Origin of the sequence: Micromonospora sp. A202 (assembly GCF_006715105.1) — a bacterium.
Taxonomy (GTDB): Bacteria; Actinomycetota; Actinomycetes; order Mycobacteriales; family Micromonosporaceae; genus Micromonospora; species Micromonospora zamorensis.
The window spans coordinates 1,999,808-2,013,009 of record NZ_VFMP01000001.1 but is presented as its reverse complement, the minus strand read 5'-3'; the positions used below and the strand labels follow the sequence as shown (position 1 = coordinate 2,013,009).

The window sequence follows — 13,202 nt, the reverse complement described above, 5'->3', positions numbered from 1 at the left end:
CCCCGAACTACTCGGCGTGCGCCCCGGCGCCGGCCGAGGCGGCGCCCTCACCCACCCAGACCGTCTTGGTGTTGCAGAACTCCCGCATGCCCAGCGCCGACAGCTCGCGCCCGTAGCCCGAGTTCTTCACACCACCGAACGGCAACTCCGGGTAGGACGTCGTCATGCCGTTGATGAAGACGTTGCCCGCGTCCAGGTCGGTGGCGAAGCGCTCCTGCTCGGTCGGGTCCCGCGTCCAGGCGTTCGAGCCGAGCCCGAAGCTGGTGCCGTTGGCGACCTCGATCGCCTCCTCGTACGAGGAGACCCGGAACAGGCCGGCGACCGGGCCGAAGACCTCCTCGGACCACATCCGCATCTGCGGGGTGAGGTCGGTGACCACTGTCGGCGGGTAGAACCAGCCGTCGCCGCTTGGCAAGTCGCCACCGCAGAGCACTGTCGCGCCGTTATCCACGGCGTCCTGGACCTGGGCGTGCACCTCGTCACGGCCCCGCTCGCTGGCCAGCGGCCCCACGTCGGTGTCCGGGTCCATCGGGTCGCCGACCCGCAGCGCGGCCATGTTCGCGGCGAACTTCTCCGCGAAGGCGTCGAACACGTCGGTGTGCACGATGAACCGCTTCGCGGCGATGCAGGACTGGCCGTTGTTCTGGCAGCGGGCCGTGGTGGCCACCTCGGCGGCCCGGTCCACGTCGGCCGAGGGCATCACGACGAAGGGGTCGCTGCCGCCGAGTTCGAGGACGGTCTTCTTGAGCTCCCGTCCGGCGATCTGGGCGATGGACCGGCCGGCCGGTTCGCTGCCGGTGAGCGTGGCGGCGCGCACCCGGGGGTCGCCGAGGATCCTCTCGACGGCCTCCGAGCCGACCAGCACTGTGGTGAAGGCCCCCTCGGGGAAGCCGGCCCGCCGAAACACGTCCTCCAGCAGCAGCGCGGTCTGCGGCACGTTCGAGGCGTGCTTGAGCAGGCCGGTGTTGCCGGCCATCAGTGCCGGCGCGGCGAAGCGCATCACCTGCCAGAGCGGGAAGTTCCACGGCATCACCGCGAGCACCACACCGATCGGCTGGTAGCGGATGAACGCCCGGGTCGCCTTCACGGCGTCGGCGTCGGCCGGCTCGTCGGCGAGGAACGCCGGGGCCTTGTCGGCGTAGAAGCGGGCGGCCGTGGCGCACTTCGTCACCTCGGCCTGCGCCGACACGTAGGTTTTGCCCATCTCCGTGGTCATGATCCGGGCAATCTCGTCGCGCTCGGCGTCGAGCAGGTCGGCGGCGGCGTTCATCCACTGGGCGCGCTGGTCGACGGTCGTCTCCCGCAACTGCTGGTACGCGAGGTCGGCGCGCTCGATGGCACCGTCGAGTTGCTCGGTGGACATCGCCTCATAGGTCTTGAGCACCTGGCCGGTGGCGGGGTTGGTGGTGGCGATGTGGGGCATCTCGTCCTCCTGTCACTCGAACAACGAGTGTCGTACGCCCGGCTCCTCGCGGCGGCGGGCGGCGCGGCGGCGCTGGATCACGACCAGGTCGACCACGGCGACCACGGCGAAGATCGCACAGACGACGCCCAGCCAGGCGATGCCGGCCCAGAATGCCAGCACCGCGAAGAGCACCATGATCACCAGCCCGAAGCTGGCGAGGGTGAGACGGAGGTTCAGCGCGCTGTTCGCGTGGCCGACCGTGCCACGGGCGCGCCGGGGCTGCGATCTCGTCATGCTCAGGGACCTACCCCCGATCGCCAGCGTTAACCGGCCTCGGACACCTCTGTCGGTCGCGGACGACCACCGACAGGTTCCGGCCGATGGCCCGCACGGGCGGGCGGCACCGGAGCGCGCCGGTGTGCTCGATTACATCCGTTCGCGTCGTGGCCCCTGCCAACCGCAGGATGGACGCATGTCATTGACCCTCGCCGTGCCGGTGACCGTCGCCATCGCCCGCCGTGTCGACCCGGCACGGTCCAGCGAGATGGTGGCGTGGATGCGGGCCGGCACCGCGCTGGCCGAGGCGTTCCCCGGGTTCCTCGGCGCCGGCTGGGTGCAGAGCGGCCCCGGTTCGCCGGAGTGGCACATGCTCTACCGCTTCGCCGACGCCGAGACGCTGCACCGGTGGGAGGAGTCGCCGCAGCGGCACTGGTGGCTCAGTTCGGCTCAGGGCATCGTCGAGCACACCCGGGTCGAGCGGCGTACCGGGATCGAGGGCTGGTTCGACCCTCCGCTTGAGCACTCGGTGGACCCGGTCGAGCCGGTCGGGCCGGCCACGCCTCCGAGGTGGAAGCAGGCGGTGACGATCTGGCTGGCGTTCTTTCCGCTGAGCCTCAGCGCCACCCTGCTGACCAGCCGTTTCCTCGACGCGGTGCCGCTGGCGGCGCGGGTGCTGCTGATGACCCTCTGCCTGACCCCGCTGATGACCTATCTCGTGCTGCCCCGGATCACCCGGGCGCTGCACTGGTGGCTGCACGGTCAGCCCGCGCCCTGGCGGGCCTTATAGCACCCCGCTGGCGCCAGCGTCGGCGCTCTGCCGCATACCCGACAGCACCTCCCCGGCAAACCACGTCCTACGCATAGAGTTACCGCGCTGTCGCTCTGTGCTGTGGGAGGGGATGTCATGCCTCGACGGGGAGTCACCGCCCTGGCCTGTCTCGCGGCGCTGGTGGCGCTGGCCTGCGAGGGCGGCACCTCCGCGACACCACGCCCCACCAGGAGCGCGCCGCCGTCGAGCGGCCCGGGCGGCATCGCCGCACTCGGAGACTCGATCACCACCGGCTTCGCCTCCTGCCTCGTGCTCACCTCATGCGAGCGCAACTCCTGGTCGACGGGGGACGGCCTGCGGGTGGAGAGCCACTACCGGCGACTGCTGGAACAGAATTCGGCGATCCGGGACCGGACGTACAACCACGCCCGTCCCGGCGCTCGCGCGGACGCGCTGGAGGGTCAGGCCCAGGCAGCGGTACGCGACCGCGCCGACTACGTCACCGTGCTGATCGGCGCCAACGACGTCTGCCGAGGCGGGGTGGACGCGATGACCCCGGTGGCGCAGTTCCGGGCCGACGTCGACCGGGGCCTACGGGTGCTGCGGACCGGCCGACCGAAGGCCCGGGTGCTGGTGGTGAGCATCCCCGACCTGTACCGGCTCTGGGAGGTCGGGCACGACGACGCCCGCGCCGTGCGGGCGTGGAGGCGGGGCATCTGCCCGTCCCTGCTGGCCGAGGCGACCTCGACCGCGCCCGCCGACCGGGCGCGCCGGGCCGCCGTCCGGGACCGGATCAACGCGTACAACACCGAGTTGGTGGCGGCCTGCCGGGCGTACGGCTCCCGCTGCCGGCACGACGGTGGCGCGGTGCACAAGGTCCGATTCACTCTGGACCTGCTCAACCCGCTGGACTGGTTCCACCCCAACGCCACCGGCCAGGGCCGGCTCGCCGAGGTCACCTGGCGCTCGTCCGGCCTGGCCAATTGACCAGGCTGGCCCGCTGACCAGGCTGCCGGCTGACCAGGCTGGCCCGCGGTCAGTGGCGGCGGGGCTCCGGGACGGCGACGCCGCGGGAGCGGTACAGGGCCCGGGATCGCTGCGCCAGGTCCTTCGTGGCGGACGAGTTGGCCCAGGTGCCGAGGACGATGGCCGCACCTGGGATGATCTTGGCGACCATCCGCTTGGCGGCCCGGACGCCGGCCATCTGGGCCAGCCGGACGCCGAGTTGCAGCATGACCCGGCCGAGCGGGCGCCGGCCGCCGGAGCCGAAGAGCGCGTCGGCGCGTTCCCGACCGGCGGCCACACCGAGGGCCAGCCGGGCGCTCTCGGCGACCTTGTGCACGCGCTGGAGCACCAACAGGTCGGTGGCCCGGTCGCCGTGCAGCGGGTCGACGTCGTACGCGGCGGCGATGTGCAGCACCATCCGCGCCTGGGTCCAGGCCAGCACGCCCACATCGATCACGGCCCCGGGCAGCCCTGCCGCTCCGGAGACGGCGCCGGACAGCCGGGCCAGGTTGACGAACTTGCGGGCCGCCTGGTCGGCAAGGACGTCGGCCGACACCCCGGGCTGTTCCGCTCGGGCCCGGACGACCCACTGCGCGGCCTCCGGCCCGAGCCGGCGCACCGCCTCAAGGGCCAGGTGCTCCGGGGCGTACTGCGGATCGTCGCGCATCCGGTCCCAGAGACGGGCCGGCGGACCCTCAGGGGCGTCCACCGGCCCGGTCGGCAGGCCGACGGACGGCTGGGGGGCAGGGGCGGCAGGTTGGCCGCCGATGGGTGGGGTGTCGGTCACCGGGTCTCCCGAGGGGTGGGAAAGGCGGACAGGGCGGCCGATGGAGCGGTCAGCGGCGGCGGTTGGAGAACCGGGCCGCCAGCCCCTTGAGCTTCTGCTGGTTGCCCGGCTTGGCCATCTCCCGACGGCCTCGCTCCACCAGCTGCTGCCCCTTCGGCGATCTCAGGAACATGGTGATTCGCTGCATCAGTGACATGGCGTCCTCCTGTCGATGGTCCCGCTGTCATGTGTACCCCTAACCCGCAACACATGTACCCAGGATGCGACAGCCTCAACCCTCACCGTCCACAGTGGGCGGTAGGTTACCGCCCCGTCGGCACGATGGCGTCGACGACCCGGGTGGCCCGCCACTCGTGCTGCTGGTAGTGCTCGGGGTACGCGGAGACCTGCACCGCCTGAGCGGCGTCGGTGAGCCGCATCCGCTGCCAGCCGGGCACCTGCTCCAGCGCGGCGAGGAACTGCCGGGTGGCGAACTCGGGGTCCATCAGCCGACCCACCGGGCCCCAACCGCTGCTCGAACGCTGCTGGAACAACCCGACCGAGTCGTGGTCCCAGCCGACGCCCTGGTGCGGGTAGTCCTGCGACTCGGGCAGCACGCCGCTGGCCACGTTGTAGAGGTTGCTCTCCTGCATGGCGGTGGCCACCGCGATCACCAGCCCACGCCGGGGCACCCCCATCTTGCGGCCGGCACGGACGATCGCCTCCGCGTTCTCCATCTGGTCCTCGTCCAGCCCGGCGACGGGCGCCGGGTCGGTCGGGCGAGCCGGGGCGGCCTTCCGGGCCGGCGCGCTGGTGTCCGGGTCGGCGGGGGTCGCCGCGGTGGACGGAACAGCGGCGGAGGTGCTCGGGGCAGCCACCCGGTCGAGGCCACGGGACGCGCTCTGCTGCTCGGCGCGCTGCGCCAACTCGGAGTTGGAGATCGCCCCCTCCCGCGTCGCCGCGTCGGCGGACTCGTCGCGGACCTGTGCGACGGCGGCCAGGCCGAGGCAGCACACCACGCCCGTCGCCAGCGCCACCTGCGCCCGGCGTCGACCGGTCAGGTCCCGGGCGTACGCCCGAAGCCGACTCGCGGTGGTTGTCCGTTCGGTTGAGGTGCCATCCTCCGTATCGGCAGTGGGGGTACTCGGGGCATACGGGTCGTCGAGGGTGCCGTCGTCACGCATCAACCGAGGCTAGGCAGGGGGAAACCCTGATCACGCACGGTGATCACGTGGCGCTTCCCACACATTCGGCCCGTCCTGGTGGACGACCTGGGCGGCTCGACCTGCCCGGGGAACGTACCTCGCGTTCCGGACCAACCAGGCGGCACACGCAGTCTGGCTCGGCCCGACACAGGCCGGGACATCCGACCGCGGCAGCCGACATGATCGACAAACTCGGCCTTTGGGCCGAACCGGGCTCGTCCGATCGGTCGACCGGACTCGCCTGGCGGCGTAAACAGATGATTAGTCCGATCGCTCCCACCCCCCGGGCGGCGGATCGCCCGAAGCAGGAATGCACCAGGATGGCGGGTACGTTGCCCGAACGGGTGCCCTCCGTCGCGTCGGCACTCCGCAGGCACATTTCAGGGAGGTCCGCACCGGTGCTCGACCCACATGAGCTCTATCAGCTCACCGACGATCTGCCCGACCTCGGGCAACCGGTCCTCATCCAGGCCCTCACCGGGTTCGTGGACGCCGGCAACGCCAGCCGGCTGGCGCGCGAGCAGCTGCTCACCTCGCTGGAGGGTCGGCCGATCGCCACCTTCGACGTCGACCAGCTCTTCGACTACCGGTCTCGACGACCGGTGATGACCTTCGTCGAGGACCACTGGGAGAGCATCGACGCTCCCAAGCTGGAGCTGCACCTGCTGCACGATGACGACGAAACGCCGTTCCTGCTGCTCACCGGCCCCGAGCCGGACCTGCAGTGGGAGCGGTTCGTGTCCGCCGTCGCGGGCCTCGCCGCCCGGTTGGACGTCCGGCTAACCGTCGGGCTCAACTCGATCCCGATGGCGGTGCCGCACACCCGGCCGACCGGCGTGACCGCGCACGCCACCCGCCCCGAGCTGATCGCCGGCTACGAGCCCTGGCTGCAACGCGTCCAGGTGCCCGGCAGTGTCGGCCACCTGCTGGAGTTCCGGCTCGGCCAGCAGGGCCGGGACGCGCTTGGCTTCGCCGCCCACGTGCCGCACTACGTGGCGCAGACCGAGTACCCGGCCGCCGCCGAGGTGCTGCTCACCTCGGTGTCCCGCAGCACCGGCCTGCTGCTGCCCGGTGACGGGCTGCGCTCGGCCGCCGAGGTGGTCCGGGTGGAGATCGACCGGCAGGTCGCCCAGACCGACGACGCCGCCGCCCTGGTCCAGGCCCTGGAGGAGCAGTACGACGCGTTCGCCCGGGGTCGGGGCGAGAAGAACCTGCTCGCCCAGGACGCCGGACCGCTGCCCACTGCCGACGAACTCGGCGCGGAACTGGAGCGGTTCCTGGCCGAACAGACCCGTCCCGGCGACACCCCGGGTAGCTGACCGGGCGTCGCGGGGGCGAATGCGGCAGGCTGGGGGCATGCGCCTGGCGACCTGGAACGTCAACTCGGTGAAGGCCCGCCTGCCCCGACTGCTGGAGTGGCTGGCCGACACCGGCCCCGACGTCGTCTGCCTACAGGAAACCAAGTGCCCGGACGGCGCCTTCCCCGCACCCGAGGTGGGCGAGCTCGGCTACACCGTGGCCAGCCACAGCGACGGCCGGTGGAACGGGGTCGCCATCCTGTCCCGGGTCGGGCTCGACGACGTCCGGGTCGGGTTCGCCGGTGAGCCCGGCTTTCCCGACCCGGAGGCCCGGGCCATCTCCGCCACGTGCGACGGGGTGCGGGTCTGGTCGGTGTACGTGCCCAACGGCCGGACGCCGGACGACCCGCACTACGCGTACAAGTTGGCCTGGTTCGCGGCACTGCGCGACGCGCTGGCCGCGGAGCTGGCCGGCGGGCTCCCGCTGGCGGTCTGCGGCGACTTCAACGTCGCCCCGACCGACGCCGACGTCTGGGACCCGGCGGTCTTCACCCACTCCACGCACGTCACCCCGGCCGAGCGGACGGCCCTCGCCGCGCTGCGTGACCTCGGCCTCAGCGATGTCGTGCCCACCCCGATGAAGGGACCACACCCCTTCACCTACTGGGACTACCGGGCCGGGATGTTCCACCAGAACAAGGGCATGAGAATCGACCTGGTGTACGCGTCCGCACCGTTCGCACGAGCGGTCCGCTCGGCGTACGTGGACCGGGAGGCCCGCAAGGGCAAGGGCCCGTCGGACCACGCGCCGATCGTGGTCGACGCGGACCTGGTCCCGGTGGTCGAGGCGTTCTGAGTGGCTAGGGTGGGCAGATGGCAGTCGTGAAGATCAACGCAATCGAGGTCCCTCCCGGCGGCGGCGCGGAGTTGGAGAAGCGGTTCGCCGCCCGAGCCGGCGCGGTGGAGAACTCCCCCGGCTTCCTCGGCTTCGAGCTGCTCCGGCCGGTCGCCGGCGAGACCCGCTACTTCGTCTACACCCGGTGGGAGACCGAGGAGGCCTATCAGGCCTGGGCCGCTGGCCCGTCCCGCGCCGCCCACGCCGCCGCGCCCGGTGAGAAGCCACGTCCCCCGGTCGCGACCGGCGCCAGCCTCCTGGAGTTCGAGGTGGCCCTGCACGTCCCGCAGCCCTAGGCGGCACGCCCCGCGCTTGATCCACTCGCGTTCAAGGAAATCGGGGTGTCCGACTCAGTCGGACACCCCTACTTCAAGGATCCCGTGTCGATCAAGCCCGCGGACAAAGGCCGTTTCGTAATCATCCGGGGTCTCCGGCGCGGCGCGATACCCCGACATCCTGAAAACCGAGTCGATCTGGCGGCAGTGCGCGCTCCGCGGCGGGCGGGCGTCGGCGCGCGACAGAAGGGCGTCGTCGGATCAGGACTTGCGGGAGGACTGCAGGGTGGCGAAGGCGATGACGTTGTCGGCGTAGCCGGTGCGTCCGCCGATGAACTGCCCGCCGCAGGTGATCAGCCGCAGGCCGGGGGGCCCGTCGTGACCGTAGATCCGTTCGGCGGGCAGTTGGTCCTTCGGGAAGTGCTCGACGGTGTCGACCCGGAACACCACCACCGACTCGTCCGCCCGGGCCACCTCGATCAGGTCGCCGGGGTGCAGTTTGCCCAGGTCGTAGAAGACCGACGGGCCGGTCTTGGTGTCCACGTGCCCGACGATCACCGCCGGGCCGGACTCGCCGGGTGTGGGCCCGCGGTCGTACCAGCCGGTCTCGTTGTGGCGTTCCAGAGGCGGTACGGCGATCGAGCCGTCCCGTGCCTGCCCGACGGGTGCCACCGGCGCCGCCACCTTGATCGCCGGGACCGTCAGGCGCACCGGGCGGCTGGCCGCCAACCCGACCGACTCACTACGGGCCGGCTGGTCGCCGCCGGCCGGGGCGAAGTCGAACGGGCCGACCGAGTGGCCCAGCCCTGCCCCGGTGGCGAAGACCCCGGCCAGCACCAGCACCACGGCCAGCGGCACGGACCAGGGGCTACGACGGGGAGGACGGCTACGCCGAGGCGTGACGGCGGTCGGCGGGCGAGCAGCCACCGCCGGGCGGTCGACAACCAGCGGGCGGTCGTCCCGCGGTAGGCGGTCGTCCTCCGGCCACGGGTCGTCCAGCGGTAGGCGGTCGTCCTCCGGCCAGCGATCGTCCCGCGAGCGGCGAGCACCGGGCGACGGGCGCGCACCGGGAGACGGGCGCGCACCCGGGGACGGGCCGGCACCCGAAGACGGACGCCCACCGGGAGACGGGCGCGGACCTGACGGCGAGCCGGAGGCGCCGGGCTGGCGGGGACCGGCCGGCGGCGACGGGGGGCGGAAGATCGCCATGGCAGGCTCAGCGCCGCGTAGCGCCGTGGACCGGGCGCGGCCGGCGCAGCGCCGTCACGGCGAGGATCAGGCCGGTTATGGTCAGCGCCGCGCCGCCGGGCAGCAGCAGCTTGCCGGTCATCCCGCCGGCGCCCCCGCCGAAGCCGGTGGCCGGGCCGCGACTGGGCTGGGACGGCACCTTCTTGACCACCTGGAGCATGGTCGAGGCAGTTTCGCCGTCGCGGCACTCCAACTTGACCCGGTAGTTGCCGGGGCGAGTGCGATCGCGCACCATCGGCGCGGCGGTCAGCACCCCGCGCTGCGGCTGCACGCCGACCGCGCCGAAGGCGTCGGAAACGACTGTCGCGCCCACCGAGTTGTCCCGACAACTGGCGCGGATGCCGACCAGGTAGCCGGGCTGCACCGTGCTGGGGCTCACCTCGACGAAGATGTCCACCGGCGATGGCTGGGACGTGCCACCCGGCGGGCCTTCGGGCTGCGGCGCGGGAGCGGCGAGAACCCGAGCAACGGGCGCAGGAGCGGCGAGCGCCGAGGCGACCGGTGCCGGAGCGGCTAGCGCGGGAGCGGCGGCCAGCAGGGGCCCGACGAGCACGGCCAGCACCGACAGGGTCACGCCGCCACGGGTCACTGTCACGATGCCCCCTCTCGACGCCGCGTCGGCCGTGTCGGGCAGCGGAGCACCCGACCTGCCGTACCAGTTGGATCCTCTCATTTCCGGTCGCACATCACACCCGATCCGTCGACGGCGTCGCGTACGCTCGGGTCGCTGTGACCGCCATCGACCATGACCCCGCCGTCCCGCCCACGAGCCGGACGATCCGCACGTTCCACCCCCGTCGGGGTCGGATGAGCGACCGGCAGACCGATGCGCTGGGCCGGCTCTGGCCCGCGTACGGCCTGGATGTGCCGGACGGACCGGTCGTGCCCGTCGACCTGGCCGACCTGTTCGGTCGCCGGGCGCCGGTGGTGCTGGAGATCGGCTCGGGCATGGGCGACAGCACCGCCGCGATGGCTGCCGCCGACCCGGATCGAGATTATCTGGCGGTCGAGGTGCACACGCCGGGAATCGCCAACCTGCTCGACCTGGTGGAGCGCGGTGGCCTGCGCAACGTACGGGTGGCGGAGGGCGACGCGTTGTCCCTGGTCAACGGCTTGCCCGAGGGCGTGCTGGACGCCGTGCACATCTTCTTTCCCGACCCGTGGCCGAAGACCCGCCACCACAAGCGGCGGATCATCCAGCCGGCGCACGTGGCGCTGCTGCGGTCCCGGCTGCGGCCCGGCGGCACGCTGCACTGCGCGACCGACTGGGCCGAGTACGCCGAGTCGATGCGGGAGACCCTGGAGGCGGACCCGGGGCTGGTGGACACGTACGGCGGCTTCGCGCCGCGTCCGGCGCACCGGCCGGTGACGAAGTTCGAGCGGCGGGCGATCACGGCCGGCCGGCCGGTCGCCGACCTGATCTACCGCCGACGGTGACGCGCCGGCCCGGCCCGGCGGCCCGGACCCGCCGCCCCGGACGGAGGTCCGGCGGACACCGGGTTGGCGTAGCGGGGCATGATCCAGGCACCATGGACAGGCTATGACGCTCACCGCCGCGCTTCCGAGAAGCGCCGACCCCGACACCCTCTTCGACTCGTTCGCCGGTTGGGCGAAGGAGCGCGGCCTCGACCTCTACCCCCATCAGGAGGAGGCGGTCATCGAGATCGTCTCCGGCGCCAACCTGATCATGAACACGCCGACCGGCTCAGGTAAGAGCCTGGTGGCCATCGCCGCGCACTTCGCGGCGCTCGCGGACAGCCGGACGACCTTCTACACCGCGCCGATCAAGGCGCTGGTGTCGGAGAAGTTCTTCGCGCTCTGCGAGGTCTTCGGCGCCGAGAACGTCGGCATGCTCACCGGCGACGCCAGCGTCAACGCCGATGCCCCGATCATCTGCTGCACGGCGGAGATCCTGGCGAACCTGGCGCTGCGCGAGGGTGTGAAGGCCGACGTCGGCCAGGTGGTCATGGACGAGTTCCACTTCTACGCCGAGCCCGACCGGGGTTGGGCGTGGCAGGTGCCGATCATCGAGCTGCCGCAGGCCCAGTTCATCCTGATGTCCGCCACTCTGGGGGACACCACCCGGTTCGTCGACGACCTGACGCGGCGCACCGGGCGGCCGACCGCCGTCGTGCGCTCGGCGGAGCGGCCGGTCCCGCTCATCTTCTCGTACGCGATGACGCCGCTACACGAGACGCTTGAGGAGCTGCTGGAGACCAAGCAGGCCCCGGTGTACGTGGTGCACTTCACCCAGGCCGCCGCACTGGAACGCGCCCAGGCGCTGACCAGCGTCAACGTCTGCACCCGCGCCGAGAAGGACATGATCGCCGAGGCGATCGGTGGTTTCCGGTTCACCGCCGGCTTCGGCAAGACGCTCTCCCGGCTGGTCCGGCACGGCATCGGCGTCCACCACGCCGGCATGCTGCCGAAGTACCGCCGACTGGTGGAGACCCTCGCCCAGGCCGGCCTACTCAAGGTCATCTGCGGCACCGACACCCTCGGCGTCGGCATCAACGTGCCGATCCGCACCGTGCTGTTCACCGGCCTGTCGAAGTACGACGGGGTCCGTACCCGCCTGCTCAAGAACCGGGAGTTCCACCAGATCGCCGGGCGGGCGGGCCGGGCCGGCTACGACACCATCGGCCGGGTCGTGGTGCAGGCTCCCGAGCACGTAATCGACAACGAGAAGGCCCTCGCCAAGGCCGGCGACGACCCGAAGAAGCGGCGCAAGGTGGTCCGCAAGAAGCCGCCGGAGGGCTCGATCGGCTGGGGCCAGCCCACCTTCGACCGGCTGGTCGACGCCGAGCCGGAGCCGCTGACCTCCAGCTTCCAGGTCAGCCACTCGATGCTGCTCAACGTCATCGGCCGGCCCGGGGACGCGTTCACCGCGATGCGGCACCTGCTCACCGACAATCACGAGGAGCCCGCCGCCCAGCGCCGGCACATCCGCCGGGCCATCGCGATCTACCGGGCGCTGCGCGCCGGTGGGGTGGTCGAGGAGCTGCCCGAGCCGGACGAGACCGGCCGGCGCATCCGGCTCACCGTCGACCTCCAGCTCGACTTCGCCCTCAACCAGCCGCTCTCGCCTCTGGCCCTGGCCACGATCGAGCTGCTCGACGCCGAGTCCCCGTCGTACGCGCTCGACGTGCTGAGCGTGGTCGAGTCGATCCTCGACGACCCCCGGCAGATCCTGTCCGCGCAGCAGTTCAAGGCCCGCGGCGAGGCGGTCGCCGCGATGAAGGCAGAGGGCATCGAGTACGAGGCCCGCCTCGAACTGCTCGACGAGGTGACCCACCCGAAGCCCCTCGCGGAGCTGCTGGAAGCCGCGTACGAGATGTACCGGCAGGGGCACCCCTGGGTCGCCGACCACCAGCTCTCCCCCAAGGCCGTCGTCCGCGACATGTACGAGCGGGCCATGACCTTCACCGAGTACGTGCAGTTCTACGGGCTGACCCGCTCGGAAGGCCTGGTCCTGCGCTACCTGGCCGACGCGTACAAGACGTTGCGGCAGACCGTGCCCGAGGACGCCAAGACCGAGGAGCTGATCGACCTCATCGAGTGGTTGGGCGAGCTGGTCCGCCAGGTCGACTCCAGCCTCATCGACGAGTGGGAGCGGCTGCGCAACCCGTCGGACGTGGCCGAGGTGGCCCTGGCGCACGCCGCGCTGACCGACCGGCCTCCGGCGGTGACGCGCAACGCGCGGGCGTTCCGGGTGCTGGTGCGCAACGCGCTGTTCCGCCGCGTCGAGCTGGCCGCGCTGCGCCGCTGGGACCTGCTCGCCGAGTTGGACGCCGAGGACGGCTGGGACTACGACGCGTGGGCCGACGCGCTCGCGCCGTACTTCGAGGAGTACGACTCGATCGGCGTCGGGCCGGACGCCCGAGGGCCGGCACTGCTCATGATCGAGCAGGGGCGGGAGCGGTGGACCGTCCGGCAGAGCTTCGACGACCCCAACGGCGACCACGACTGGGGCATCAGCGCAGAGATCGACCTGGTGGCCTCCGACGAGGTCGGCGCCGCGGTCGTCCGGATCACGGACGTCGGCCAGCTCTGACGC

The 13,202-nt window shown here is 72.0% G+C and carries 14 protein-coding genes; 7 read left to right on the top strand and 7 right to left on the bottom strand.

The window, feature by feature from the left end; all coding sequences use genetic code 11:
* Positions 1 to 7 precede the first annotated feature (7 nt).
* Entirely contained in the window at positions 8 to 1,423 is a 1,416-nt protein-coding gene (locus tag FBZ33_RS09225) for an NADP-dependent succinic semialdehyde dehydrogenase (RefSeq protein WP_141908720.1), read from the bottom strand.
* 12 nt (positions 1,424 to 1,435) lie between these two features.
* Positions 1,436 to 1,699 (bottom strand): DUF6343 family protein, encoded by a 264-nt coding sequence (locus tag FBZ33_RS09220; protein ID WP_088947285.1) that lies wholly within the window; start codon positions 1,697 to 1,699, stop codon positions 1,436 to 1,438.
* 178 nt (positions 1,700 to 1,877) lie between these two features.
* Between FBZ33_RS09220 and FBZ33_RS09215 the strand changes: the two genes are divergently transcribed.
* Both FBZ33_RS09215 and FBZ33_RS09210 read left to right on the top strand, forming a co-directional pair.
* A complete protein-coding gene (locus FBZ33_RS09215; protein WP_141908719.1) occupies positions 1,878 to 2,471 on the top strand; it encodes an antibiotic biosynthesis monooxygenase in 594 nt (197 codons plus the stop codon).
* 117 nt (positions 2,472 to 2,588) lie between these two features.
* Positions 2,589 to 3,440 (top strand): GDSL-type esterase/lipase family protein, encoded by an 852-nt coding sequence (locus FBZ33_RS09210; RefSeq protein WP_141908718.1) that lies wholly within the window; start codon positions 2,589 to 2,591, stop codon positions 3,438 to 3,440.
* Between the two features lie 49 nt (positions 3,441 to 3,489).
* On the opposite strand, the gene FBZ33_RS09205 is transcribed toward FBZ33_RS09210, so the two are convergent.
* The 3 genes from FBZ33_RS09205 to FBZ33_RS09200 all read right to left on the bottom strand — a co-directional run bounded on the left by FBZ33_RS09205 (position 3,490) and on the right by FBZ33_RS09200 (position 5,408).
* On the bottom strand, positions 3,490 to 4,245 hold the full coding sequence (locus FBZ33_RS09205; RefSeq protein ID WP_099852044.1) for an EcsC family protein: 756 nt from the start codon (positions 4,243 to 4,245) through the stop codon (positions 3,490 to 3,492).
* A gap of 49 nt (positions 4,246 to 4,294) precedes the next feature.
* Positions 4,295 to 4,441, bottom strand: a complete 147-nt coding sequence (locus FBZ33_RS32680) for a hypothetical protein (RefSeq protein WP_172861992.1) — start codon at positions 4,439 to 4,441, stop codon at positions 4,295 to 4,297.
* A gap of 106 nt (positions 4,442 to 4,547) precedes the next feature.
* A complete protein-coding gene (locus FBZ33_RS09200) occupies positions 4,548 to 5,408 on the bottom strand; it encodes a peptidase M23 (protein WP_088947281.1) in 861 nt (286 codons plus the stop codon).
* A 419-nt stretch (positions 5,409 to 5,827) separates the two neighbouring features.
* Here FBZ33_RS09200 and FBZ33_RS09195 point away from each other — a divergent pair, with 419 nt between their 5' ends.
* The 3 genes from FBZ33_RS09195 to FBZ33_RS09185 are packed head-to-tail and all read left to right on the top strand — an operon-like array spanning position 5,828 to position 7,918.
* Entirely contained in the window at positions 5,828 to 6,748 is a 921-nt protein-coding gene (locus tag FBZ33_RS09195; RefSeq protein WP_099852041.1) for a proteasome assembly chaperone family protein, read from the top strand.
* Between the two features lie 37 nt (positions 6,749 to 6,785).
* Positions 6,786 to 7,583, top strand: a complete 798-nt coding sequence (locus FBZ33_RS09190) for an exodeoxyribonuclease III (protein WP_099857256.1) — start codon at positions 6,786 to 6,788, stop codon at positions 7,581 to 7,583.
* A gap of 17 nt (positions 7,584 to 7,600) precedes the next feature.
* Positions 7,601 to 7,918, top strand: a complete 318-nt coding sequence (locus tag FBZ33_RS09185; protein WP_088947279.1) for an antibiotic biosynthesis monooxygenase — start codon at positions 7,601 to 7,603, stop codon at positions 7,916 to 7,918.
* A 240-nt stretch (positions 7,919 to 8,158) separates the two neighbouring features.
* Here FBZ33_RS09185 and FBZ33_RS09180 read toward each other — a convergent pair whose 3' ends face one another.
* Together FBZ33_RS09180 and FBZ33_RS09175 are read right to left on the bottom strand one after the other, a co-directional pair.
* Positions 8,159 to 8,824, bottom strand: a complete 666-nt coding sequence (locus tag FBZ33_RS09180) for a class F sortase (protein WP_255508777.1) — start codon at positions 8,822 to 8,824, stop codon at positions 8,159 to 8,161.
* 289 nt (positions 8,825 to 9,113) lie between these two features.
* Complete coding sequence (locus FBZ33_RS09175) at positions 9,114 to 9,743, bottom strand: hypothetical protein (RefSeq protein WP_141912531.1); 630 nt, start codon at positions 9,741 to 9,743, stop codon at positions 9,114 to 9,116.
* Positions 9,744 to 9,952: 209 nt separating this feature from the next.
* Here FBZ33_RS09175 and trmB point away from each other — a divergent pair, with 209 nt between their 5' ends.
* Both trmB and FBZ33_RS09165 read left to right on the top strand, forming a co-directional pair.
* The gene (gene trmB / locus FBZ33_RS09170) at positions 9,953 to 10,582 is read left to right on the top strand and encodes a tRNA (guanosine(46)-N7)-methyltransferase TrmB (RefSeq protein ID WP_221629538.1); all 630 of its coding nucleotides are present in this window, start codon (positions 9,953 to 9,955) and stop codon (positions 10,580 to 10,582) included.
* 103 nt (positions 10,583 to 10,685) lie between these two features.
* On the top strand, positions 10,686 to 13,199 hold the full coding sequence (locus FBZ33_RS09165) for an RNA helicase (protein WP_088947274.1): 2,514 nt from the start codon (positions 10,686 to 10,688) through the stop codon (positions 13,197 to 13,199).
* Positions 13,200 to 13,202 lie beyond the last annotated feature (3 nt).

What these genes read in the sequence shown, in the direction of transcription:
- FBZ33_RS09190 (WP_099857256.1), top strand. Translation starts at nt 6,786, where the DNA reads ATGCGCCTGGCGACCTGGAACGTCAACTCGGTGAAGGCCCGCCTGCCC.
- FBZ33_RS09225 (WP_141908720.1), bottom strand. Translation starts at nt 1,423, where the DNA reads ATGCCCCACATCGCCACCACCAACCCCGCCACCGGCCAGGTGCTCAAG.
- FBZ33_RS09220 (WP_088947285.1), bottom strand. Translation starts at nt 1,699, where the DNA reads ATGACGAGATCGCAGCCCCGGCGCGCCCGTGGCACGGTCGGCCACGCG.
- FBZ33_RS09215 (WP_141908719.1), top strand. Translation starts at nt 1,878, where the DNA reads ATGTCATTGACCCTCGCCGTGCCGGTGACCGTCGCCATCGCCCGCCGT.
- FBZ33_RS09210 (WP_141908718.1), top strand. Translation starts at nt 2,589, where the DNA reads ATGCCTCGACGGGGAGTCACCGCCCTGGCCTGTCTCGCGGCGCTGGTG.
- trmB (WP_221629538.1), top strand. Translation starts at nt 9,953, where the DNA reads ATGAGCGACCGGCAGACCGATGCGCTGGGCCGGCTCTGGCCCGCGTAC.
- FBZ33_RS32680 (WP_172861992.1), bottom strand. Translation starts at nt 4,441, where the DNA reads ATGTCACTGATGCAGCGAATCACCATGTTCCTGAGATCGCCGAAGGGG.
- FBZ33_RS09200 (WP_088947281.1), bottom strand. Translation starts at nt 5,408, where the DNA reads ATGCGTGACGACGGCACCCTCGACGACCCGTATGCCCCGAGTACCCCC.
- FBZ33_RS09165 (WP_088947274.1), top strand. Translation starts at nt 10,686, where the DNA reads ATGACGCTCACCGCCGCGCTTCCGAGAAGCGCCGACCCCGACACCCTC.
- FBZ33_RS09185 (WP_088947279.1), top strand. Translation starts at nt 7,601, where the DNA reads ATGGCAGTCGTGAAGATCAACGCAATCGAGGTCCCTCCCGGCGGCGGC.